The organism is Dyella marensis (genome assembly GCF_900112865.1).
Taxonomy (GTDB): Bacteria; Pseudomonadota; Gammaproteobacteria; order Xanthomonadales; family Rhodanobacteraceae; genus Dyella_D; species Dyella_D marensis_A.
The window spans coordinates 287,459-308,207 of record NZ_FONH01000003.1 but is presented as its reverse complement, the minus strand read 5'-3'; the positions used below and the strand labels follow the sequence as shown (position 1 = coordinate 308,207).

The window sequence follows — 20,749 nt, the reverse complement described above, 5'->3', positions numbered from 1 at the left end:
CGCCGGCCCCGCAACACCCGCGAAGCCGAGCCGATGGACGATCTCTTCAGCAGCGCCACGCCCCGCGCCGAACGCATCCGCGTCGGCATCGGCGGCTGGAACTACGCGCCCTGGCGCAAGAATTTCTACCCCGAGGGCCTGGTGCAGCGGCGCGAGCTGGAATACGCCAGCCGCCACCTGCGCGCGATCGAGATCAACGGTACCTACTACGGCGCGCAGAAAGCCGAGACCTACGGGCGCTGGGCGGCCCAGACGCCGGAGGGCTTCGTGTTCTCGCTGAAGGCGCCGCGCTATGTCACCGAGGGCAAGCGCCTCGCCGCCACCGGCAAGGGCATCGACGGTTTCGTGCATGGCGGCCTGGCCGAGATGGGCGACCGCCTCGGGCCGATCCTGTGGCAACTGCCGCCGTCGCGCGCGTTCGATGCGGATGACCTGGCGGCATTCCTGGACCTGCTGCCGCGCAGCTTGAACGGCAAGCCGCTGCGGCATGTGCTGGAGGTGCGGCATCGCAGCTTTCTGTGCGAGGACTATGTGGCGCTGGCGCGGTCGCAGCGCATTCCCACCGTGTATACCGATTCGCCCGAGTATCCGAACCTTGCGGATCTGACGGGCGATTTCAGTTATGCGCGGCTGATGCGTTCGGCGGATGGCGAGCCCACCGGCTATCCCGCCGCTGCGCTGGATGCGTGGGCGGATCGCGCGCGGCGCTGGGCCCGTGGCGAGGATAGCGAGGAGCTGCCGCATTTCGCCGCGCCGCTGGCGAAGACGGAGCCGCGCGATGTCTTCATTTACTTCATCAGCGCGGCGAAGCATTTGAATCCTGCGGCGGCGATGGCGCTGCAGGGGCTGGTCGATCGCGATTAGCTCGTCATTCCGGCGCAGGCCGGAATCCAGTGGCGACTATGCTGGATTTTCGCGAAAGCGATTGGATAGGCTCTCGCGAAAAGCCGGCGATATCGCTACTGGATTCCGGCCTGCGCCGGAATGACGGCAAAAGCGTTACGCGGCCGCGGCGAGCTCTTCGCGAATCGCCGCCACCATCTCGTACGACCTGCGCCGCAAGGCATGCTCGAAGACATTCGCGGTGATCATCAATTCGTCGGGCTTGTGCCGTTCAATGAAAGCCAGCAAGCCTTCGCGCACCGAATCCGCATCGCCCACCACCGAACACGCCAGCGCACGCTCCACGCCGAACTTTTCCGTCGGCGTCCAGTAACTCTCGATGTCGTCGATCGGCGGCGGAATCAGCCCCGGCATGCCGCGGCGCAGATTGATGAAGCTCTGCTGCTGCGTGGTGAACAGGCGCCGCGCCTCGGCGTCGCTTTGCGCAGCGATGACGTTGATGCCCAACATCGCGTGCGGCTGCGCCAGGTGCTCCGACGGCCGGAAGTCGCGGCGATACAAAGCCAACGCTTCATCCATCGCATCCGGCGCGAAGTGCGAGGCGAACGCATACGGCAGACCCAGCGCCGCCGCCAGGCGCGCGCCGAACAGGCTGGAGCCGAGTACCCACACCGGCACGTCGATGCCCGCGCCGGGCACTGCACGCACTGCCTGCCCGGGTTGCGCCGGCTGGAAATACATCAGCAGTTCCTGCACGTCCTCGGGGAACGCATCCGCGCTGTCGTAATAGCGGCGCAGCGCGCGCGCCGTCGGCTGGTCGGTGCCGGGCGCGCGGCCCAGGCCCAGGTCGATGCGGCCCGGATACAGCGAGGCCAGCGTGCCGAACTGCTCGGCCACCTGCAGCGGCGCGTGGTTGGGCAGCATGATGCCGCCCGCGCCGACGCGGATGGTCGAGGTGCCGCCGGCGATATGGCCGATCAGCACCGAGGTGGCGGCGCTGGCGATGCCGGGCATGTTGTGGTGCTCGGCCAGCCAGTAGCGCCGGTAGCCCAGGCGTTCGGCCAGGCGGGCCAGGTCGAGGCTGTTGGTGAAGGCCTGCGCCGGTGTGCTGCCCTGGGTGACCGGCGCCAGGTCGAGTACGGAAAACGGAATCATGGAGTGTCCTCGCGACGAAGCCTCCGATCTGGGGGCGGACGCGGGCATTGCCAGCCTGGCCGGTACAGAAAACGTGGCGCGGCCTGCAAGTCGGGCGATCCGCGCCGGCCCGCGTCTACAGGTTTGATCCGGGCAGCCGATAACCCGGCGGGGGAAGCCGCGTCCGCGGGACCAGGGGAGAACGACACGATGTACTGGCTAAGGCGCTTGTTCGCCCCCTCGCCCCTGCCCGCACCGACGCCGCTGGTGCGCGCCCAGTTCCAGCGCCCCGCCAGGACGCCGGCCGCCGCCCCCGCGCCGCCGCCGGCCGCCCCCGCGCCGGAACTGGCCATGCTGGCCGGACGCTTCCAGCGCTTCATGCTCGGCCTGCCCGACGCGCAGGAAGGCGACAACCCGCACGAAGCCGCCCTGCTGCGGCGCCTGCAGATCGTCGGCGAACGCTTCGACGTGCGCAGCCTGCCGCGCCTGCCTGCGGTGCTGCCGCAGCTGCTGCATGCACTGAAGAACGACGACGTGGCCGGCGCCGAGCTGGCGCGCCTGGTCGGGCGCGACCCGATGCTGGTCGGCGAGGTGATGCGGGTGAGCCGCAGCATCTACTACCGCACGCTGCATTCGATCCAGAGCCTGCAGCACGCGGTGGTGCTGCTGGGCCAGGACGGGCTGCGCCGCGTGGCCACGCAGCACATGATGAAGCCGATCCTGCAGGCCAGCGCCGGCGCGCACGGCCTGGTCGCGGGACAGCGGCTGTGGGATCACGCGGAACGCTGCGCGCATGCCAGCGCCTTCCTCGGCAAGTTCGCCGGCTGCGATCCGTTCGAGGCCTACCTCGCCGGCATCGTGTCCAATACGGGCACCGGTGCGGTGATCCATCTGCTGAGCATGGAGGAGATTCCTTCGCCGGAGACGCTCAGTCCCTTCTTCCTCGACGGCTGCGCCCAGCTCGGCGCCAGCCTCACGCTGCGCGCGGCGCGCCACTGGGAAATGCCCGGGCCGGTGATCCAGGCGTTGCTGGAACACGCCGAGGAAGAAGCGCCGGAGACGATGTCGCCGCTGGGCAGGACGCTGCATGTCGCGCACTACCTGTCGATGGCGCAGCTGCTGCGCGACCATGGCGTGCTCGACACCATGCCGGATCTCAGCCAGGCCTGGCCGAAGCGCTTCGCGCCCGCGCAGGTGGCGCGCTGCCAGCAGGATCTGCAGCATCAGTTCGATGCGATGCCGCGCGAGAAAGGCTGCTAGTTTTCCAGCGCGTCGGGGTGGCGTTCCAGCCACGCGGCGAGCTCGGCCTGGTAGCGATCGAGCGCCGCTTCGTACAGGTCGTAGATGCAGGGCACGCAGCCCTCGCCGCAGCAGTCGAGCGCATCGGGCTCGATGGGCTTGACTGGTCGCGGATCGCCGGAAGGCGCGAAGCCTTCCGGCGAAGGATGGTCATGCGAATCCGTCAAACGCTCAGCCCGGCTTGCGGAACCGATACGCGAACTGGTCGGTATGGCCGCGGATGGACTTGTCGAACGCTTTGATGTTGTGCGGATCGGCGGGATTGCGCAGCACCTCGCTCTCGCCGTCGAACACGAAGCCGGCCGCTTCCACCTGTTTCTTCACGATGGCCGGGTCGATGCGGTGCAGCGTGTCGGTGTCGCGCATGCCCGAACCGGCTTCCGCCACGTGATCGACGATCACGTACAAGCCACCCGGCTTGAGCGCATCGAATACCTGCTTGTTGAGCACGGCCGGGTCGATGTTGCCCATGAACTTGTCCGGATAGTCGTGGTAGTTCTGCGAGGTGAACACCATGTCCACCGGCTTGGGCACGCTGAACTGGTTGCCCGGCTGCAGCAGCACGCTGACGTTCTTGTAGTGCGGCTGGGCGGCCAGCGCGTTGGAGCCTTTCACGTCGGAATCGGCTTCCTGCGCGTATTCGTTGGGCCACACGGCATATACGTGTCCCTTGGCGCCGACGGCGGCGCTGAACAGGCGGGTGAAATAACCGCCACCGGGAATCAGGTCGACCACGCTCTGCCCCGGCTTGACCTGCGCGAAGGCCAGCAGCTCGCCGCCCTTGCGGCGCGCATCGTTGTTGGCGGCATCGGCCTTGCGCGCCGGATCGGCGACGGCGGCGGCGATGTTCGCGGGTATCGCGCCGGCCGGCTTGGACGGTTGCGCGGCGGAGGCGGCGAGCGGCAGGGCGAGGGCGATCAACGCAGCGAGAACGGTCGTACGCATGACGGAACTCCGCGAGGGCTGGGAGCGGCATTGTGCGCCCAAACCGCCAGGGCGAGCCAAGGACTTTCGGCAGGGCTGCGCCAGCGCGACGCAGGCTGGGATGAGCGCAGCGAACCCCAACGGAAACCTCACCCTGCCGCCACGTTGGGGTTCGCTGCGCTCACCCCAACCTACGATCAACGTCAGGCCAGCGCCCACGTATGCAGCAGCCGATAGTCGCCCTGCCCCACCACGCTGTGCACCAGCGCCAGCCGCTCCACCCGCCAGGCCAGCGGTCCCACCGGCGTCTCCTGCAGCATGCCGCCGCGGCTGTAGCCCAGGGTGACGTGCGGGGTGAAGGTGCGCGACAGGTGCACGCCCTGGCCGGCGCGGATCAGGCCTTCGCGCAGCCGGGTCCACAGCTCCTGCAACGGCGCGGGTACCACCGAGGAACGCAGCACGCAGGGAGGTTCGCGGCCGTGGAAGCTGGCGACATAGTCCAGCGTCCAGTCGAACGCGCCCGCCTGCAGCCCGTCGCCGGCGCGCGCCGCAGCCTGCACGATGTCGCCGCGCAGCATCGGATGGTCGCCGAGGAAATGCACCGTGGCGTGGTAGCGCGCCGGCGCCACCCAGCGCGCGCGCAGGCCGGGCTGGCCGGCCTTGAGCGTATCGGCGACCTGCGCGAACGCGGCGCACGTGGCCTCGTCCGGCAGCAGCGCGAAGAACAGGCGATGCGTCTGCGCAGGCTCGGTCTGGCCGCCCAGCAGGTCCAGCTGGGGCGTGTCAAAGACGTTCGGTGTCATGGCGGCAATCGCTGTGCATCGGCGCGCACCTTAGCGCAAGCCTCGTGACGCGGGGGAGCATGCCACGCAGCGATAACACCAGCGGCACGCAATGCTCACTTTCGCGGGCCAACAATAGCGCCAGGAAGCCACGCTCCGCGCGGCGGCCCGGATGACCGCACCGCGCGGGGCACACCGCGCCGGATTGCCGGCGGGAGGTCGCCCATGAAGACCCGTTGCGTATTCAGCACGCCCGACCTGGACGCCGCGCGCGCCGCCATGCACGCCGCGCTCGACGCCGGCATCGACGACAGCGATATCTGCCTGGTCGCCCGCGACGATATCGAGCTGAAGAACATCCCCGACCACCGCATGACCGGGCGCACCGATTTCGTGCCGTCGGCGCTCCGCGGCGTGGCCTGCGGGGGTGGCTCCGGCCTGTTGCTGGGGCTGCTCGCCGCGGCAGTGCCGCCGCTGGGCGTGCCCCTGGCGGGCGCGGGCTTCGCGGCGGTGGCTGGCGCCGCTGTCGGCGGCTGGACCGGCGCGCTGATCGGCAGCGAGGTGCCGGACGTGATCCATCGCAAGTTCAGCGCCGAAATCGCCTCCGGCCACATCCTGGTGGTACTGGACGCAAGCAAGGACAAGCTCGAGCAGGCGGAACCGGCAGTAGCGCGGACGGGCGCGACCTTACTGCCGTTTCATGCGCATACCGTGCTGACCTGAGCGCTCAATCGGCCGACGCTTCCGCCACCGGTGCGGGCCGCTGGCGCAGCGTGCGCTGCGCCAGCACCAGTGCGATCACCGAACAGGCCGCGATGCCGGCCAGCATCGGCCGCGCCGTGCCGTCGAGGAAGCGGCCGACCACGCCGATCACGCACGCGCCGGTGGCGAACTGGATGGTGCCCAGGAACGCCGAGGCGGTGCCGGCGATCTTGCCGTGCTCTTCCAGTGCCAGCACGGCGGAGCTGGGCATCACCAGGCCCAGGAAGCCGTAGCCGACGAACAGCAGCGCCATCATCACGCCGAGGTTGTCGATGCCGGCCAGGTTGAGCAGCAGCAGGGCCACCATCACCAGGCTGTAGCCCACCACCGCGCTGCGCACCAAGCGCGGCAGGCCGTAGCGCTTGCCCAGCGCGCCGGTGAACTGCGCCGCGCCGATGAAGGACACCGCGTTGACCGAGAAGGCCAGGCCATACAGCGTGGGCGACAGGCCGTAGTGGTCGATCAGCACGAACGACGAGTTGGCGAGATAGGCGAAGAAGCTCGCCACGCCGAACGAGCAGATGAATACCAGCCCGAGGTAATGCGGATCGCGCAGCAGCGTGCCGTAGGCGGCCAGCGCGGTGCGCGCGTTGCTCGCCACGCGCGCCTCGCGCGGCCGCGTCTCCTTCAGCGCGGTCGCCGCCAGCACCAGACCAAATACTGCGACCACGGCGACCGTCCAGAAGATGCCGCGCCAGCTGGTCAGGCGGATCACCAGGCTGCCGGTCAGCGGCGCCAGGACCGGCGACACGCTGAACACCAGCATCAACAGCGACATCAGCTGCGCGGCGTCGTGCCCGGTATGCATGTCGCGCACGATGGCGCGCGGGATCACCATGCCGGCGCAGGCGCCCAGGCCCTGCACGAAGCGGAACGCGATCAGCATGTGGATGTCCGGCGCCATCGCGCAGCCGATGCTGCCCAGCGCGAACAGCACCAGGCCGAAATAGATCGGCGGCTTGCGCCCCACCATGTCCGACACCGGCCCGTAGATCAGCTGGCCGATGCCCACCGCGGCGAAGAACGCCATCAGGCTCATCTGCGCCGTATCCACGTCGGTGCGCAGCGCCTCGCGGATGGTCGGCAGCGCCGGCAGGTACATGTCGATGGCGAACGGCCCGATGGCCGACAGCAGGCCCAGAATGAGCGCCGCCCCGAAAAGCCGGGTATTCATGGGTGGGGTTCCTTGCGAGAGCGAAGCGAGCGGCCGGGACGGTGCAGCCGGAACGGCCAGCGCTGGCTGGCGTGACGGCACAAAAGGAAGCCTCGGCGAGGCGTGGATTATTGAACCAACAAGTATAGAAATGCAAGTCCGCCGCGCCACATTGCACGGCGCAACGGACGAGCACTTTACCTCGCGACCCTCAGTCGCAGCGATGGGAAAGCTCGCAAAGTGTCGCGTGGGAAGCCCCTCTCCCTCCGGGAGAGGGGTGGGGGTGAGGGTACGGGCGGAGCGCGGAAGTGATGCGCACCGCTCCGCCCGCACCCTCATCCGCCTGCCGGCACCTTCTCCCGGCTGGAGAAGGATTCCAATTTGGGCGTCGAGGACATGGAAGGGCCCTGCCCCACCAGCGCCGCACGAATCTCGCGCAGCTTCGCCTTCATCTTCGCCGCGTTCGCCGGCCCCATGCGCAGCAGCAGCTTCTGTCCAGCGGAGAGCCCCTGCAGGGACGGATCGACGAAGCGGTAATAGGTATCGCCGCGGACCAGTGCGATCGGCGCGGTGAGGTCCGGCGCGGCGAGCATGTTGTCGATCGCTGCGACCAGCCGGTCGTTGAAATAGCCGCGCGGGTAGCCGAGCTCGCGATAGGCCTGCTGGAACAGCGGGTAGTAGCGCACGTACCAGGCCACTGCCTGGCGCGCGTCCACCGCATCGACCACCCGCACATACGGCGTGTAGCGCTCGGCATTGCGCGATGACAGTTCGATGCTGCCTTCCTGCTCGTCCACCGCGAACGCGCCGCGCGGCGTGCGCAGCGGCAGGATGCGCGTGGCCACGCCCTGGCGCGGCAGCGCATCCACCGTGGCGACGATGCGCGGGATGATCTGCTCGCGCAGCAGCAGGCCGGCGAGATCGTCGCCGCCCAGGCGCGCGAGTTCGTCGGCAACCGTGCCGTCGCTGCCGTCGAGCGCCGGCAGCGCCGCGGTCGATGCCGCGGCCGGCCCGGCCTCGGCGATCGGATGGCGGATCGCTGACGACGCGGCCGCCGGCGCGGCGCTGCTGGCGGCCGTAGCCGGCGCAGGCGCCGCGGCCTCCGGGTTCTGCAGTCCCTTGCGCCATAGATACACGCCACCCGCGATCGCTCCGGCCACCACGATCGCCGCCACCAGCCACGCACCGAATGAGTTCTGCTGTTTCTTCACTGCTTCGTTCCTCGCTTCATCGCCACCAGGATGAGACTGGGCATGTCCCGGATGGTTCATCCTGCCTGGCCGCAGCGCCCCCCATGGCGGGATTCGCGCGGAGCGCAGTAACCTGGATTCGCCCCGGCATCCCCCAACGGCCGCGGCATTCCGCTCGACCACATCGACGCTTCGCCAGGAGGAAGAACATGGCTTTCTCTGTCCGTGCCGAAAGCAGTGCCATCTCCAGCATCAATGTCACGCCCCTGGTGGACGTGCTGCTGGTGTTGCTGATCATCTTCATGATCACCGCGCCGGTGGTGACCCACCGCACCCGCATCGACCTGCCCGGCGCCGGCGGCAAGGCGCTCCCCGCGGCCGAGCCGATCCGCCTGGCGATCCAGGCCGACGGCTCGCTGTACTGGAACGACACGCCGATCGACCAGGGCCAGCTCGACACCCAGCTCGCCGTCGCCGCGCAGCAGGCCGAACCGCCGCGCCTGGTCATCAACGCCGCCGACGGCGCGGCGTACCAGGCCGTGGCCCACGTGCTGGCGCAGGCCAAGGCGCAAGGCCTGGCCGGCATCGATTTCGCGCGATAGGCCGAGCCGGCACGAGGGGACGGATTTTTTCGTCCCCTCGTGTCGATTCCCGATTTCGCCGTTCGTCGCCTGGATGGAACGCCACCTTGCGGCGTCTTTGCCACCCACTCACGAGGATCCAGCGATGACCAGCCGATTCCAGCGCATCACCCCATTCCTGTGGTTCGACCACGAGGCCGAAGAGGCGGCCAGGCTCTACGTATCCCTGTTCGAGAACTCGCGCATCACCCACGTGGCGCGCTACACCAAGGAAGTGGCCCAGGCGTCCGGACGCAAGGAAGGCGACGTGATGACGGTGGCCTTCGAGCTCGACGGCCAGGCCTTCACCGCCCTCAACGGCGGCCCGATCTTCAAGTTCAACGAGTCGGTCTCGCTGGTCGTGCAGTGCCGCTCGCAGCAGGAAATCGACCATTTCTGGAACGGCCTCGTCGCCGGCGGCGGCGCGGAAAGCCATTGCGGCTGGCTGAAGGATCGCTACGGCCTGTCGTGGCAGATCGTGCCCGAGGAGCTGATCCGGCTGATGACCGGCACGGAGCAGGACAAGGCGGCGCGCGCGATGGGCGCAGTGATGCAGATGGGCAAGATCGACCTCGAGCAGATCCGCAAGGCGGCGGCCTGAAGCCTCCGGGGCGTGCGGACCGCCGGTCTGCGCGCCCCGCTTACTGCATGTGCACCCAGTGCACGTGGATATTGTTTTCCAAGTCTCCCTCGCGGGTGCCCTTGCGCCCGTCCGCCACCACGCCCCACACGCTGCGCAGGCCGGCGGTGGTCATGCGGTCGATGCGCACCTTCTCGTCCTTCGGGATCGGGAACTGCGTCTCCAGCACCAGGGCCTGCCCGCGTTCCCACACCAGCAAGGCCGGCCGGCCGCCGCCGGCGCTCCAGCCGATATGCACTTCCACCCGCTGCGCGTCGAAGCCGCTGCGGTTGTCCAGCGTCCAGCCCACCGAGCGGTCGAGCAAGGCCTTCAGGTCCGGATCGGACCAGTCGACCTTGTTGGATTCCCACTTGGACGGGGGCTTGTGGAAGGACATGGGCGCGGCACCTCGCGATCGGGAGCGGCACGCCTCGCGCGCCGCGGGATGCGGCGATTGTGCCGTTTTCGCGCCGATTTTGGGTGAACGGTGCCGCCGTTCCGGCAGATCTCAGCGCATGTGCACCCAGTGCACCCAGGCGCCGGTTTCGCGATCCCCGGCGCGGAAGCCTTCGCGCCCGTCCACCACCACGCCCCAGGCGCTGCGCACCTCCTCGCCCGCATGGCGGTCGATGCGCACGTGCTCGCCGACTGCGATGGCGAAAGCGGTCACCACCACCACGGCCTGATCGCGCTCCCACACCAGGCTGGCATGCCGCCCGGTCGATGCGCCCCAGCCGACGTGCAACTGCACCTCCAGCGGCTCCGCGGTGTCGCGGTTGTCCAGGGTCCAGCCCTCAGTCTTCTTCAGCAGGGCGGCGAGGCGCTCGTCGTCCCAGTCGACGCGGTTGCCGCTCAGGCGGGCAGGCGTTTTGTGCATGAGGCGGAACGGCTCCGGACGGCGGCGATGGACGATTACCGCCCTATCGGCCGCCAACGGGATTTCTTGAGCGCCGCTTCCGGGACGCGTGCCGCGGGCTCAGGCCTTGCGCAGGAAGCAGACCTTCAGCACCAGGCCCTTGATCTTGTCGGAGTTGCCTTCGATGTGCTCCGCATCGCCGTCGACCAGGCGGATATTGCGGATCACCGTGCCCTGCTTGAGCACAATGGAAGACCCCTTCACCTTGAGGTCCTTGATCACCACCACGGTGTCGCCGCCGTTGAGCACGTTGCCGTTGACGTCGCGCACCAGCATCGCTTCCTCTTCCGTCGCGGCGGCGGCCATCGGCCATTCGTGGGCGCAGTCGGGACAGACGTAGTTGTCGCCGTCCGGGTAGGTGTTTTCCATGCCGCAGCGCGGACAGGCGGGGATGTCGGACATGGCGGGGTTCCTGCGAGATGGACGACCGGCGATTATACCGGCCGCCGCCACCGCCCTGCTGCCACCGTGCCCAACGAAGAACGCCCCTGGTTCCTCTACCTGATCGAATGTCGCGACGGTTCGTATTACGCCGGCATCACCAACGATCTGGAGGCGCGCTATCGGGCGCACGTCGATGGCAAGGGCGCGCGGTATACGCGCTCGCATCCGCCGTTGCGATTGCTGGGTTCCAGGTCGTATGCGGATCGCGCGGCAGCGTCGCGCGCGGAATGGGAGATCAAGCAGTTGCCGAAGGGGAAGAAGATCGACTTCCTGAAGCCCTGACATCCGCGTGGCTGCTGTAGGTTGGGGTGAGCCGCAGGCGAACCCCGACATCGCGGTGCAAATGGGCGCGATGGATGTTGGGGTTCGCCTGCGGCTCACCCCAACCTACGCGGTTGCGCCTCAGCGCATGATGCCCGTATGCCCCAGCGAATACCGCCCCGGCTGCGGCCACACCGCGAGCCCGTGCGGCTCGGCGCCGACCTTGATCTTGCGCACCGCACCGGTAGCGGTATCGAAGGCATAGACCAGATCGTCGTAACGACCCGACAGCCACAGCGTCTTGCCGTCCGCGCTCACATTGCCCATGTCGGGGCTGCCGCCGCCGGGGATCGGCCAGTTGGCCACCACCTGGCGCGTGGCGAAATCGATCACCGACACGCTGCCCTTGTTCACGCCCTTCTTGTTGCCGCGGCGCTCGCCGTGCACGTGGTTGGAGCCGCGGTTGGCGACGTACAGCTTGCTGCCGTCGCGGCTGGGATACAGGCCGTGCGTGCCGATGCCGGTCTTGACGAAGCCGATCTTGGTGAAGCTGTCGCCGTCCACCATGAAGACGCCGTCGGCCATCATGTCGGCCACGTAGAACACCTTGCCGTCCGGCGAGACGCGGATGTCCTGCGGCATGCCCTTGGCATCGAGGTCGAGATAGCCGAGCACCTTGCGCTTGACCATGTCGATCTTGACCAGCTTGCCGCCGAACTCGCAGGTGAAGATGGCGTAGTGGCCGTCGATGGAGAAGTCGGCGTGGTTGATGCCCTTGCACTGCGGCGCGTCGAGGCTGTTGTGCAGCTGCATGGTGTGCGCATCGCGGAAGTCGAGCCGCGCGTGCGCCTCGGCCACTACGATCGCTTCCTTGCCATCCGGGGTGAAGTACATGTTGTACGGATCGTCCACCTCGATCGCCTTGCCGGCCTTGCCGGTCTTCGGATCGATCGGCGTGAGGCTGCCATCGCTGCGGCCTTCGGCGTTGTTGGTCACCCACAGCGTCTGCAGATCCCACGCCGGCACCACGTGCTGCGGGCTGCGGCCCACCGGCAGCGTGTCGATCACCTTGTAGGTGGCCGGGTCGATCACCGACACCGTGTCCGAACGCAGGTTCGGCACGTAGATGCGCTCGAGCGCGCCCTTCACCGCCGGGCTGAAGTTGCCGGCGCGCGCCTCGGTGTACATGTTGGCCGGATTGACCACGGCGGGCATGCCGGCCACGGTCTGCACCGGCGGTGCGGCCTGCGCGGCGAGGGAAAGGCCAAGGCCGGCCAGCGCGCTTGCGAAAGTGGCAAGCCGCGGCGCGCGAAGGGATCGAGACATCATGGGAGTTCCGTTGGTTCTTCGAGGGATGAGGGAAAGCCCGGCCCGTGAGCTCAGCGGCCGGCCGTGGCCTGGCGGATCGCGTCCACGGTGCGCGCAACGATAGCATCGACGCCGGCCTGGCCGAGCGCGGCGCTGGAGCGGCGCGGATCGCCGCCGAACACGCCGTCGGCGGCGCCCAGTTTCGGGCCGCGCCTGAGCGCATCGAGGCGCACCATCTGCGGCGCCACCGCCAGTTGCAGCGAGGTATCGGCAAGACCGGCATGCATGCCGATCTCGTCGTCGCGATAGCCCTGCTTGCGCAGCATGGCGGCGTAGCCGTCTGAGCTGGCCTGGTAATACGCGGCAGGCACCAAGGCGTGCACCGGTTTGCCGGCCCAGGCCTTGTCCAGCTGCGCCACCACGCGCTTCAAGTCGTTCTGGTAACCGCCGTGGTCGCCGAGGAACACCACGTTGCGGAAGCCATGCGCCGCGAAGCTCTGCGCCGCCGAGACCAGCGTGGCTTCGAAAGCCGCATCGGGCACGGTGATAGTGCCGGGGAATTTCATATGGCCCTGCGGCGGCGAGATCGCGCCTTCCGGCACATAGGCCACCACCGGCGCCACCAGCGCATCGCCCAGGCGCTCGGCGATCCTGCGCGCGAGGAAGGCCGCGCGTGCGTTGTGCTTGCCGAGCGCGACGCCGGGGCCGCTCTGCTCGGTGCCGCCGATCGGAATGATGATGGTGGTCTTGCCGGCCTGCTGCGCATCGCGCAGCTCGGTCCAGGTGAGGTCTTCCAGCATGACGCTGCGCGGCGTCTGGGCGAGCGCGCAATGCGCACAGGTGAGCAGCAGGATGGCGACGAGAGCGCGCCAGAACGGATGTGTCATGCGGGGATTCGTGTAGCGGATACGACGGCGCGACACGTTAGCACCATGGCCAGCGCGGAACATGACTGGGAACAGGCAGAAAAGCGGCCCCGGCCATAGGCAACCGGTTGGTTGCATTTAAACGGCGAGCGACCTAACATGCAACCTCCAAGTTGCATTTCAACCTGCCCCACCCGATCCCCGGAGGACCGCATGAACGTTTCGTCGACCGACCGCATCGAACGCCAGGTCCAGCTCAAGTCCCCGCGCTCGCGCGTGTGGCAGGCACTCGCCGATGCCGAATCCTTCGGCAGCTGGTTCGGCGTCAAGCTCACCGGCCAGCGCTTCGTGCCCGGCCAATACACGCGCGGCAACATCACCTACCCCGGCTACGAACACGTCGTGTTCGAGGCGCTGGTCGAACGCATCGAGCCGGAGCGCTATCTCTCGTTCCGCTGGCATCCGTATGCGATCGATCCCAACAACGACTACTCGGACGAGCCCACCACCCTGGTGGAGTTCACGCTGGAGGAACAGGCCGGCGGCACCTTGCTGCGCGTGGTCGAATCCGGCTTCGACCGCATCCCGGCCGCGCGCCGCCAGGAGGCCTACCGCATGAACAGCGGCGGCTGGGACGCCCAGATGGAAAACATCCGCCGCCATGTCGACACGCAGTAAATCCATCGCCGTGCCCGTGCTGCAGCGCGCGGCCCCGGTGTTCGCCGCGCTCGGCGACGCCACCCGCCTGCGCCTGGTCGCCCTGCTCTGCGCCGGCGGCGCGATGTCGATCGCCCAGCTCACCGTCGGCACCGAGATCAGCCGGCAGGCGGTGACCAAGCACCTGCAGGTGCTGGCGGAAGCGGGACTGGTGCGCGATGCGAAGCTGGGGCGCGAGCGGCGCTGGGAACTGGAGCTGTCGCGCATCGAGGAAGCGCGCCGTTCGCTCGACGCGATCGCGGCGCAATGGGACGCCGCGCTGCTGCGCCTGAAAAACTTCGTCGAAGACTGATCTTCGCTCGACCCAGCGCCAGCGTAGGTTGGGGTGAGCCGCAGGCGAACCCCAACGTTGCGATACGTCTTGAGGCTCCCATGTCGGGCTTCGCCTGCGGCTCACCCCAACCTGCGCCGGCATGGATCCACCCTCCCCCTCGGAAGAGGGTGGACGCATGCTTTCCTTAGTGGATATCGTCCAGGCCCGGATCGCGGGTCACCTTGAAGATCTTCACCGGCTTCGGCACGGCATTGAGCTGCAGCCGCACGTTCGCGCGATTGGTGCAGGCGTCGCCGCCGTTGACGAACACGCCGCCCTGGTTGCACTTCCAGTCATAGAAGTTCTGCAGGCCACCGGCCAGCTGCAGGCTGTAGTCCGTGCTCAAGGCCTTGCCCGGATCGAACGGCTGGCCGGCCGGTTCGTTCTGGAACCAGCGCATCCACTCGGGCGAACCCATCGGTGGCGGATTGGCCTGGAAGGTCGGATTCATCGGCGATACCGCCGGCGCTTCCGCCGTCATGTGGCAGCTCATGCAGGCGCTGACCGGATTGTCCACCGGTCCGTTGAGGCGGCCATTCCAACCCAGGTGGGTGGGTGGCAATTCCCTGGTGTTGGCGTTGATCGCCGTCTCTTTCAGGTTGGGGTTGATCTTGGTGACCGTCGGCTGCGGATTGCTGTACGTGTTGCCGTTGTCCTGCGGATCGTTGCCCCACATCACGCCTACCGGCACTAGATTGTCCCAGCCCGCCTTGCCGGTCTTGGCGCCGTTGTACTGGAAGGTGCCGAAGATCCAGCCCGTGCCCGGAATGCGCGTGTCGCGCACGGCGAAGTCCATCTGGATCAGCGCGACCTTGCGCATCACGCGGTTGGACGACTTGAACGAGTCGGTGATGTACGCATCCCACTGCACCGGGTTCTGCAGGAACGGCACCTCGGACTGCACCACGTCGGCGAACAGCGCCTTGCACACCACGGTGCCGTTCGGGAAGCTGTTGGGCTTGGAGGTGTAGCGCGGATCGGGATTCTGCGGATCCTTCCAGACCTGGCCGAAGGTGTAGCCGCCGAGGTCGTTGTAGATGCCCACCGCATAGGTCTGGCCGGCGGTTTTCTGGGTCGGCGCGAGCTGCAGCGGCTGGATCTGCGCTTCCTTGGTCAGGCCATGCACGCCTTCGCGGCCATCCGGGCCGTAGTGCTGCCACGGCGCGTGGTACCAGCGGCGTACGCGGTTCTTCTGCACCACCCAGTCGGTTTCCACATTGCCTTCCAGGCAATACTTCTTCACCTCGTCCACGTACGGCCGCCACTTCTCGAAATCGTTGGTCAGCGGCTTGGGCACCTGGGCGAAGAAAGCCGGCGGCGCCGAGTTCGGCATCTGCTTCGGATAATCCTGGCTCAACTGGAACAAGGCGCCGGTATAGCTGGACGGCGGCTTGTAGCCGAAATCCGGAAAGGTGCCCGCGTTCGCCGCTCCGGCGACGAAGCTCAGCGCGGCCAGCGCTCCCCATATCCCTAATCGATTCATGCGCATTGCATCTGCTCCCTTTGCATAAATGAACCCCCTGGGCGTGGACCTTGCGTCCGCGCCTCCTTCTCGTCCGGATGCGGCTGACCCCGGACCGGCCTCATGCCGATCGCTTGCCGGCGACCTGCGTCGCCAGGAATCCTGGGCTGGGAGATGGTTCTGCGATGCCCCCTGATGCGCCCCCCTGGCGCGGCGGCGGTAAGGTCGCGCCAGCGGCGTGCAGACGATGTGACGGGCGGGAGTCTGTAAAAAGACTCCGCCTTGGCGCCAACCGGACTAAGACGTCGCAGCATCTGCGCGCGGACGGCGCTAGCCTGGGGGAGCTCGTGCAGTGCGCGTAACCACCACACCCATGAAAGGGGGTAAGGCCATGACTCGTTCCATCACGCATCGCGGCGCGTTCCGGCGCAGTCCGTTGTCCCTGTTTGCGTTCGTCCTGTTCGCCCTGGCGCCCCTGGCTGCGCAGGCCACCGGGCCTGCCTCCGGCCTCGGCCAGGCCTGGCCCAATGCACCGGACGTCAGCGCCAGCCCGCGCTGGCATGTCTATGTGTTCCAGCGCGACGGCGTGCGCTTCGTGCAGGTCAACGATCTCAACGGCCGCGTGCTGGGCGCGTTTGCCACCGCCGGCGGCCAGTTCCTGGTCCTGCCGATGGGCTCGGGCGCCAACCTCACCGCCGGAGCGGCGGATGCGGCGCCGACGACCGGCGAGACGGTCTACAACGACGGCACGCTGCAGGTGACCGCCACCCCCGCATCGGACGGCTCGCTGCGCCTGCGCGCCGCGGATACGCCCTGCACCGACCCGGTGGAATGCAGCACGCACATCGCGCCGCAATGACCGCCACCGGCGTGAGGCCGCTGCATTCACGGCCGCCTCACGCCGGGATCGGCATATCTCGCGCGCCCGGCCGGGACGCCGGACCGACCTCGTAGCTCGCGCCTCTCCACCCCTGTAGGCGCTTCTTCCCGCGTCCGCCACCACACCCGGCGGACGCGGCTTTTTTTGTCCCGCTCAAGGCTGTTCCGCCGCCGCCCTGCTCGCCTCGGTGGTCAACGACACGCTGAAGCGCAGGCGCCCGCCCTCGACGAACATGCGCAACTGCCGGTAGCGCACGAAATAACGCCAACCGACTGCGACCGCCGCCAGGCCCGATAACGCACCCAGCCCCAGCGACCAGCGCGGCCCCAGCGTATCGGCCACCCAGCCCACCAGCGGCGCGCCGATCGGCGTGCCGCCCAGGGCGATGGCGAACTGGATGGCGATCACCCGCCCGCGCATCGCCGGCTCCGTCGACAACTGCACCAGGCTGTTGGTGGAGGTGGTGTAGGTCTGCGCGGCCATGCCCACCGCCACCAGCATCACGCCGAACCACACATAGGTGGGCATCGCCGCTGCCAGCACGCAGCCCACGCCGAAGCACAGCGCCGCGGCGATCAGATAACTCAGCCGCGGCCGCGCCTGCTGCGCCGCGAACAGCGCGCCGGCGACCGAGCCTGCCGCCATCAGCGAGGTCAGCAGGCCGTATTGGTCCGCCTCGCCGTGGAAGGCCTTCACCACCATCGCGGAAATGAAGATCGGGAAATTCAGGCCGAAGGTGCCGATCAGGAACAGCATCAGCAGCACCGCGCGCAGGTCGTGCCGGTGCCACACATAGCGAAAACCTTCCATCAGGCTGCCGCGATGGCGCGCGGGACGCAGCCGCGGATGCAGCTGGTCGGCCTTCAACATGCACAGCGAGGCGAGCACCGCCACGTAAGAAAGCGCATTGATCAGGAAGACCCAGCCCGCGCTCATCGAGGCCAGCAGCGCGCCGGCCACCGCCGGGCCGATCATGCGCGCCGCGTTGAACGAGGTGGAATTGAGCGCCACCGCGTTGGATAGGTCTTCCTCGCCGGCCAGTTCCGATACGAAAGTCTGCCGCGCCGGCGCATCGAACGCCGCCACCGCGCCGAGCAAGCCGGCGAACAGATACACATGCCACAGCTTCACCCAGCCGCCGAGCGTGAGCAGGCCCAGGCCCAGCGCCAGCGCGCCGATCAGGCCCTGCGTGGCGAACAGCAGCTTGCGCCGGTCGAAGTGGTCGGCTGCATAGCCGGTAAGCGGCAGCAGCACCAGCTGCGGGCCGAACTGCAGTGCCATCACGATGCCCACCGCGGTGGCGTTCTTCTGGGTCAGCTCGGTCAGCACCAGCCAATCCTGCGCGGTGCGTTGCATCCAGGTGCCGACGTTGGAAACCAGGCCGCCGGCCGCCCACACGCGGTAGTTGTAGCTGCGCAGCGAGCGGAACGCGCCTAGCACCGGCCCGTGTCCGTCGCGGATGCCGTGCCGTCGCTCATGCGCGGGCGTCGAGGCGCTCGACGATCTCGCGCGTGCGGCCGGTCTCGCCCAGGCGCGGGAAGATGCGCGCGATGCTGTTGTCGTGCGCCTCGGCCTTGGTATCGGTCATCGCATCGATCGCCAGGGTGACATTGAAGCCGCCTTCGAACGCCTGCCGCGCGGTGGATTCCACGCCGATGCTGGTGGAGATGCCGCCGATCACCACCTGGGTGACACCCAGCCTGCGCAATTCATCGGCCAGGCCAGTGCTGGCGAAGACGCCCCAGGTCTGCTTGGTCACGCGCAGATCGCCCAACTGCGCATCCAGCTCAGGCACCAGCTCGGCCCAGTCCGCCGGACGCTCGCCGCTCGCGCGCTGCTCCACGCGCCCCGGCGCGCCGCCGGTGACATTGACCAGCACCACCGGCAGCTGGTGGCGGCGGAATGCATCGGCGAGTTCGCGCACATGCTTGAGCACGGCGTCGACCGGATGCGCGGTATTGGAGCCGACGATGCCTTTCTGCAGGTCGATCAGGATGAGTGCGGTCTTCGCGTCGATCGCGGTGATGCTCATTGGGAACTCCGTCGTTGCGGGGAAACGACGCGCCGCGCGGGCGCGCGGGGTGGGAAAGCGATCAGGGTACGCGCGGCTCCGTCGACGCATCGAGCAGGCGGCGCAGCAGCGGCATCGCGGCAGCGAGCTGAGCCTGCTCGCGGGCGTCGAGCTGTTCGCGCAGCAGGCGGTCCAGCCAGTCCTCGCGCGCGGCGCGGCTGGCGCGGACCAGTTCGTGGCAGGCGGGCGTCAGCGCCCACAGCGTCTGCCTGCCGTCGGCCGGGTCCGGCGCGCCGGCCACCAGCTCCAGCGCTTCCAGCGAGGCGACCGTGGCGCCCATCGACTGCGGCCGCACGCCCTCGGCGTGGGCCAGCGCGGTGACCGTGGCGGCCCCCTGCCGCTCGAGCTGGATCAGCACGGAGGTCTGTGCGGACGTCAACTGATCCGTGCGGCCCTGCTTGCGCAGGCGGCGCGCCAGCTGGCCGAACACCATGCGCATTTCCACGGCGAGGGCGTGGGTGGCGTCGGGCTTGGGGGTCGGCGGGGGCATGGGGCGGCATGCTAGGGGTTACGAAGGAAAACTGCAAAGTTTTCCTTCTTATTTACCCCCCCCGTCATTCCGGCGCAGGCCGGAATCCAGTAGCGACATCGTTCGGTTGTCGCGCCATCGTTAAAGCAATGTCTGTAATGGCGTCGTCCTGCCGAGCGTGGTCGTTACTGGATTCCGGCCTGCGCCGGAATGACGAGTTGGGGGCTTCGCGATACCAACCATGTCGATCCCCTGCCCTCTCATTCGTCGCCTTCATATCCACACACACCCAACGGAGCCCCCATGGCCCTGCAGCTCTACGCCCACCCCTTCTCCTCCTACAGCCAGAAGGTGCTGATCGCGCTCTACGAGAACGGCACGCCGTTCGAATGGCGAGAACTCTCGCCCGAGCATCCGGAAGCGATCGGCGAGTGGTTGTCGATGTGGCCGGTCAAGCGCTTCCCCCTGCTGGTCGACGACGGGCGCATGGTGGCGGAGGCGAGCACGATCATCGAATACCTGGGACTGCATCACCCCGGCCCCGTGCGGCTGTTGCCGGAGGATCCGCGCGAGGCGCTGGAAGTGCGCGCGATGGATCGCTTCTTCGACAACTACATTGCCACCCCGCAACAGAAAGTGGTGTTCGATGCGATCCGCCCGCAAGGCACGCAGGACGCCCACGGCGTCAAGGAAGCACGCGAGATGCTCGACGCCGCCTATGGCTGGCTCGACCGCAGCATGGCCGGGCGCGAGTGGGCCACGGGCGAGCGCTTCACCCTCGCCGATTGCGGCGCCGCACCGTTCCTGTTCTATGCCGATTGGACACATCCGATCGACCCGGCTTTTGCGAATGTGATCGCCTACCGCAAGCGCCTGCTCGCACGTCCCTCATTCGCACGCGCCGTCGACGAAGCGCGGCTCTACCGTCCGCTGTTCCCGCTCGGCGCGCCCGACCGCGACTGAACTTCCCCACCCGCAGGAGGACTTTCAAGATGAGTGACAAACCCCTGGTTCCCGCCGCTGAGCTGGCGGCCCGCAATGACGTCACCATTCCCGGCGAGAGCGCCGAATACCGCAAGGCGCGCACGGCGCTGTTGACCGAAGAGATCGAACTGCGCCGCCAGATCGAGCGCGTGGCCGCGCAGCGGCGCGCGCTGCCGCCCGGCCCCGCGATCACCGGCGACTACCGCTTCGAAGGCGAACATGGCGCGCTCGATTTCGCCGCGCTGTTCGGCGACAGGCAGAGCCTGGTGGTCTACAGCTACATGTTCGGCGCCAAGCGCGAACGGCCCTGTCCGATGTGCACCTCGCTGCTGGGTGCGTGGAACGGCGAGGCACGCGATATCCAGCAGCGCGTCGCGCTGGCGGTCGTGGCCGGCGCGCCGATCCAGCGCCTGCTCGCGTTCAAGCAGGAGCGCGGCTGGCGCGACCTGCCGCTGTACACCGACCTCAACGGCAACTACACGCGCGATTTCCGCGGCATCGCGCCGGACGGCAGCGACATGCCTTCGATCAACGTGTTCACGCGGCGCGACGGCACCATTCGCCATTTCTGGAGCGCGGAGATGGGCATGGAGACGGCCGACCCCGGCCAGGATCCGCGCGGCGCGCCGGACCCGATGCCGCTGTGGACTTTGCTGGACATGACGCCGGAAGGGCGTGGGAAAGACTGGTATCCGAAGTTGCAGTACGACTGAGCCGCGTAGGTTGGGGCGA

At 68.1% G+C, this 20,749-nt stretch carries 26 protein-coding genes; 11 read left to right on the top strand and 15 right to left on the bottom strand.

Going from position 1 to position 20,749, the window contains the following annotated elements:
• Positions 1 to 33 precede the first annotated feature (33 nt).
• Positions 34 to 864: a DUF72 domain-containing protein gene (locus BM172_RS07060; protein ID WP_026636170.1), complete on the top strand. Its 831-nt coding sequence runs from the start codon at positions 34 to 36 to the stop codon at positions 862 to 864.
• 135 nt (positions 865 to 999) lie between these two features.
• Here the strand turns inward: BM172_RS07060 and BM172_RS07055 are convergent, their stop codons facing one another.
• A complete protein-coding gene (locus BM172_RS07055) occupies positions 1,000 to 1,998 on the bottom strand; it encodes an LLM class flavin-dependent oxidoreductase (RefSeq protein ID WP_026636169.1) in 999 nt (332 codons plus the stop codon).
• A gap of 189 nt (positions 1,999 to 2,187) precedes the next feature.
• On the opposite strand from BM172_RS07055, the gene BM172_RS07050 reads away from it, so the two are divergent.
• The gene (locus BM172_RS07050) at positions 2,188 to 3,237 is read left to right on the top strand and encodes an HDOD domain-containing protein (protein ID WP_051548917.1); all 1,050 of its coding nucleotides are present in this window, start codon (positions 2,188 to 2,190) and stop codon (positions 3,235 to 3,237) included.
• Here the strand turns inward: BM172_RS07050 and BM172_RS07045 are convergent.
• The 3 genes from BM172_RS07045 to BM172_RS07035 form a co-directional block, all read right to left on the bottom strand.
• Positions 3,234 to 3,443, bottom strand: coding sequence for an oxidoreductase-like domain-containing protein (locus BM172_RS07045; protein ID WP_026636167.1), 210 nt, complete (start codon positions 3,441 to 3,443; stop codon positions 3,234 to 3,236). The genes BM172_RS07050 and BM172_RS07045 overlap by 4 nt on opposite strands.
• A gap of 4 nt (positions 3,444 to 3,447) precedes the next feature.
• On the bottom strand, positions 3,448 to 4,221 hold the full coding sequence (locus BM172_RS07040) for a class I SAM-dependent methyltransferase (RefSeq protein ID WP_026636166.1): 774 nt from the start codon (positions 4,219 to 4,221) through the stop codon (positions 3,448 to 3,450).
• A 182-nt stretch (positions 4,222 to 4,403) separates the two neighbouring features.
• Positions 4,404 to 5,003 carry a 2'-5' RNA ligase family protein gene (locus BM172_RS07035; RefSeq protein WP_026636165.1) on the bottom strand — a complete coding sequence of 200 codons (600 nt, stop codon included), beginning with the start codon at positions 5,001 to 5,003 and terminating at the stop codon, positions 4,404 to 4,406.
• Positions 5,004 to 5,207: 204 nt separating this feature from the next.
• Here BM172_RS07035 and BM172_RS07030 point away from each other — a divergent pair, with 204 nt between their 5' ends.
• Positions 5,208 to 5,705, top strand: coding sequence for a hypothetical protein (locus BM172_RS07030; protein ID WP_026636164.1), 498 nt, complete (start codon positions 5,208 to 5,210; stop codon positions 5,703 to 5,705).
• Positions 5,706 to 5,709: 4 nt separating this feature from the next.
• Here the strand turns inward: BM172_RS07030 and BM172_RS07025 are convergent, their stop codons facing one another.
• Entirely contained in the window at positions 5,710 to 6,918 is a 1,209-nt protein-coding gene (locus BM172_RS07025) for a multidrug effflux MFS transporter (RefSeq protein ID WP_026636163.1), read from the bottom strand.
• A gap of 314 nt (positions 6,919 to 7,232) precedes the next feature.
• Positions 7,233 to 8,108 carry a DUF3014 domain-containing protein gene (locus BM172_RS07020; RefSeq protein WP_051548916.1) on the bottom strand — a complete coding sequence of 292 codons (876 nt, stop codon included), beginning with the start codon at positions 8,106 to 8,108 and terminating at the stop codon, positions 7,233 to 7,235.
• A 188-nt stretch (positions 8,109 to 8,296) separates the two neighbouring features.
• Here BM172_RS07020 and BM172_RS07015 point away from each other — a divergent pair, with 188 nt between their 5' ends.
• Both BM172_RS07015 and BM172_RS07010 read left to right on the top strand, forming a co-directional pair.
• Positions 8,297 to 8,689, top strand: a complete 393-nt coding sequence (locus tag BM172_RS07015; protein WP_026636162.1) for an ExbD/TolR family protein — start codon at positions 8,297 to 8,299, stop codon at positions 8,687 to 8,689.
• 124 nt (positions 8,690 to 8,813) lie between these two features.
• Positions 8,814 to 9,308: a VOC family protein gene (locus BM172_RS07010; protein ID WP_026636161.1), complete on the top strand. Its 495-nt coding sequence runs from the start codon at positions 8,814 to 8,816 to the stop codon at positions 9,306 to 9,308.
• Positions 9,309 to 9,348: 40 nt separating this feature from the next.
• Here the strand turns inward: BM172_RS07010 and BM172_RS07005 are convergent, their stop codons facing one another.
• From BM172_RS07005 to BM172_RS06995, 3 genes are all read right to left on the bottom strand, one after another.
• The gene (locus BM172_RS07005; protein ID WP_026636160.1) at positions 9,349 to 9,723 is read right to left on the bottom strand and encodes a hypothetical protein; all 375 of its coding nucleotides are present in this window, start codon (positions 9,721 to 9,723) and stop codon (positions 9,349 to 9,351) included.
• A 111-nt stretch (positions 9,724 to 9,834) separates the two neighbouring features.
• Complete coding sequence (locus BM172_RS07000) at positions 9,835 to 10,203, bottom strand: hypothetical protein (protein WP_026636159.1); 369 nt, start codon at positions 10,201 to 10,203, stop codon at positions 9,835 to 9,837.
• Positions 10,204 to 10,302: 99 nt separating this feature from the next.
• Positions 10,303 to 10,644: a zinc ribbon domain-containing protein YjdM gene (locus BM172_RS06995; RefSeq protein ID WP_026636158.1), complete on the bottom strand. Its 342-nt coding sequence runs from the start codon at positions 10,642 to 10,644 to the stop codon at positions 10,303 to 10,305.
• A 66-nt stretch (positions 10,645 to 10,710) separates the two neighbouring features.
• Between BM172_RS06995 and BM172_RS06990 the strand changes: the two genes are divergently transcribed.
• Entirely contained in the window at positions 10,711 to 10,968 is a 258-nt protein-coding gene (locus BM172_RS06990; RefSeq protein WP_026636157.1) for a GIY-YIG nuclease family protein, read from the top strand.
• Positions 10,969 to 11,088: 120 nt separating this feature from the next.
• Here the strand turns inward: BM172_RS06990 and BM172_RS06985 are convergent, their stop codons facing one another.
• On the bottom strand, positions 11,089 to 12,273 hold the full coding sequence (locus tag BM172_RS06985) for a YncE family protein (protein ID WP_231504231.1): 1,185 nt from the start codon (positions 12,271 to 12,273) through the stop codon (positions 11,089 to 11,091).
• A 53-nt stretch (positions 12,274 to 12,326) separates the two neighbouring features.
• Positions 12,327 to 13,142 carry a creatininase family protein gene (locus tag BM172_RS06980; RefSeq protein ID WP_026636155.1) on the bottom strand — a complete coding sequence of 272 codons (816 nt, stop codon included), beginning with the start codon at positions 13,140 to 13,142 and terminating at the stop codon, positions 12,327 to 12,329.
• Positions 13,143 to 13,334: 192 nt separating this feature from the next.
• Between BM172_RS06980 and BM172_RS06975 the strand changes: the two genes are divergently transcribed.
• Complete coding sequence (locus BM172_RS06975; protein ID WP_026636154.1) at positions 13,335 to 13,799, top strand: SRPBCC family protein; 465 nt, start codon at positions 13,335 to 13,337, stop codon at positions 13,797 to 13,799.
• A complete protein-coding gene (locus BM172_RS06970; protein ID WP_035323755.1) occupies positions 13,783 to 14,130 on the top strand; it encodes an ArsR/SmtB family transcription factor in 348 nt (115 codons plus the stop codon). Before BM172_RS06975 ends, BM172_RS06970 begins: the two co-directional genes overlap by 17 nt.
• Before the next feature lie 166 nt (positions 14,131 to 14,296).
• On the opposite strand, the gene BM172_RS06965 is transcribed toward BM172_RS06970, so the two are convergent.
• Positions 14,297 to 15,640, bottom strand: coding sequence for a hypothetical protein (locus tag BM172_RS06965; RefSeq protein ID WP_035323753.1), 1,344 nt, complete (start codon positions 15,638 to 15,640; stop codon positions 14,297 to 14,299).
• A 364-nt stretch (positions 15,641 to 16,004) separates the two neighbouring features.
• Here BM172_RS06965 and BM172_RS06960 point away from each other — a divergent pair, with 364 nt between their 5' ends.
• The gene (locus BM172_RS06960; protein ID WP_231504230.1) at positions 16,005 to 16,472 is read left to right on the top strand and encodes a hypothetical protein; all 468 of its coding nucleotides are present in this window, start codon (positions 16,005 to 16,007) and stop codon (positions 16,470 to 16,472) included.
• 174 nt (positions 16,473 to 16,646) lie between these two features.
• On the opposite strand, the gene BM172_RS06955 is transcribed toward BM172_RS06960, so the two are convergent.
• The 3 genes from BM172_RS06955 to BM172_RS06945 all read right to left on the bottom strand — a co-directional run bounded on the left by BM172_RS06955 (position 16,647) and on the right by BM172_RS06945 (position 19,054).
• Positions 16,647 to 17,933, bottom strand: coding sequence for an MFS transporter (locus BM172_RS06955; RefSeq protein WP_051548915.1), 1,287 nt, complete (start codon positions 17,931 to 17,933; stop codon positions 16,647 to 16,649).
• Between the two features lie 34 nt (positions 17,934 to 17,967).
• The gene (locus tag BM172_RS06950) at positions 17,968 to 18,525 is read right to left on the bottom strand and encodes an isochorismatase family protein (RefSeq protein ID WP_026636150.1); all 558 of its coding nucleotides are present in this window, start codon (positions 18,523 to 18,525) and stop codon (positions 17,968 to 17,970) included.
• A gap of 61 nt (positions 18,526 to 18,586) precedes the next feature.
• Positions 18,587 to 19,054 (bottom strand): MarR family winged helix-turn-helix transcriptional regulator, encoded by a 468-nt coding sequence (locus BM172_RS06945; RefSeq protein ID WP_026636149.1) that lies wholly within the window; start codon positions 19,052 to 19,054, stop codon positions 18,587 to 18,589.
• A gap of 282 nt (positions 19,055 to 19,336) precedes the next feature.
• Between BM172_RS06945 and BM172_RS06940 the strand changes: the two genes are divergently transcribed.
• Positions 19,337 to 19,996 (top strand): glutathione S-transferase family protein, encoded by a 660-nt coding sequence (locus BM172_RS06940; protein WP_026636148.1) that lies wholly within the window; start codon positions 19,337 to 19,339, stop codon positions 19,994 to 19,996.
• Positions 19,997 to 20,025: 29 nt separating this feature from the next.
• Positions 20,026 to 20,730: a DUF899 family protein gene (locus tag BM172_RS06935; protein WP_026636147.1), complete on the top strand. Its 705-nt coding sequence runs from the start codon at positions 20,026 to 20,028 to the stop codon at positions 20,728 to 20,730.
• The last annotated feature ends 19 nt before the right edge of the window (positions 20,731 to 20,749 follow it).

Coding starts and splice junctions, on each gene's coding strand:
- BM172_RS07035 (WP_026636165.1), bottom strand. CDS start 5,003: ATGACACCGAACGTCTTTGACACGCCCCAGCTGGACCTGCTGGGCGGC.
- BM172_RS06965 (WP_035323753.1), bottom strand. CDS start 15,640: ATGCGCATGAATCGATTAGGGATATGGGGAGCGCTGGCCGCGCTGAGC.
- BM172_RS07050 (WP_051548917.1), top strand. CDS start 2,188: ATGTACTGGCTAAGGCGCTTGTTCGCCCCCTCGCCCCTGCCCGCACCG.
- BM172_RS06940 (WP_026636148.1), top strand. CDS start 19,337: ATGGCCCTGCAGCTCTACGCCCACCCCTTCTCCTCCTACAGCCAGAAG.
- BM172_RS07055 (WP_026636169.1), bottom strand. CDS start 1,998: ATGATTCCGTTTTCCGTACTCGACCTGGCGCCGGTCACCCAGGGCAGC.
- BM172_RS06950 (WP_026636150.1), bottom strand. CDS start 18,525: ATGAGCATCACCGCGATCGACGCGAAGACCGCACTCATCCTGATCGAC.
- BM172_RS06995 (WP_026636158.1), bottom strand. CDS start 10,644: ATGTCCGACATCCCCGCCTGTCCGCGCTGCGGCATGGAAAACACCTAC.
- BM172_RS07010 (WP_026636161.1), top strand. CDS start 8,814: ATGACCAGCCGATTCCAGCGCATCACCCCATTCCTGTGGTTCGACCAC.
- BM172_RS07060 (WP_026636170.1), top strand. CDS start 34: ATGGACGATCTCTTCAGCAGCGCCACGCCCCGCGCCGAACGCATCCGC.
- BM172_RS06975 (WP_026636154.1), top strand. CDS start 13,335: ATGAACGTTTCGTCGACCGACCGCATCGAACGCCAGGTCCAGCTCAAG.
- BM172_RS07030 (WP_026636164.1), top strand. CDS start 5,208: ATGAAGACCCGTTGCGTATTCAGCACGCCCGACCTGGACGCCGCGCGC.
- BM172_RS07015 (WP_026636162.1), top strand. CDS start 8,297: ATGGCTTTCTCTGTCCGTGCCGAAAGCAGTGCCATCTCCAGCATCAAT.
- BM172_RS07025 (WP_026636163.1), bottom strand. CDS start 6,918: ATGAATACCCGGCTTTTCGGGGCGGCGCTCATTCTGGGCCTGCTGTCG.
- BM172_RS06985 (WP_231504231.1), bottom strand. CDS start 12,273: ATGTCTCGATCCCTTCGCGCGCCGCGGCTTGCCACTTTCGCAAGCGCG.
- BM172_RS07000 (WP_026636159.1), bottom strand. CDS start 10,203: ATGCACAAAACGCCTGCCCGCCTGAGCGGCAACCGCGTCGACTGGGAC.
- BM172_RS06960 (WP_231504230.1), top strand. CDS start 16,005: ATGACTCGTTCCATCACGCATCGCGGCGCGTTCCGGCGCAGTCCGTTG.
- BM172_RS07040 (WP_026636166.1), bottom strand. CDS start 4,221: ATGCGTACGACCGTTCTCGCTGCGTTGATCGCCCTCGCCCTGCCGCTC.
- BM172_RS06980 (WP_026636155.1), bottom strand. CDS start 13,142: ATGACACATCCGTTCTGGCGCGCTCTCGTCGCCATCCTGCTGCTCACC.
- BM172_RS06945 (WP_026636149.1), bottom strand. CDS start 19,054: ATGCCCCCGCCGACCCCCAAGCCCGACGCCACCCACGCCCTCGCCGTG.
- BM172_RS06970 (WP_035323755.1), top strand. CDS start 13,783: ATGTCGACACGCAGTAAATCCATCGCCGTGCCCGTGCTGCAGCGCGCG.
- BM172_RS06935 (WP_026636147.1), top strand. CDS start 20,026: ATGAGTGACAAACCCCTGGTTCCCGCCGCTGAGCTGGCGGCCCGCAAT.
- BM172_RS07005 (WP_026636160.1), bottom strand. CDS start 9,723: ATGTCCTTCCACAAGCCCCCGTCCAAGTGGGAATCCAACAAGGTCGAC.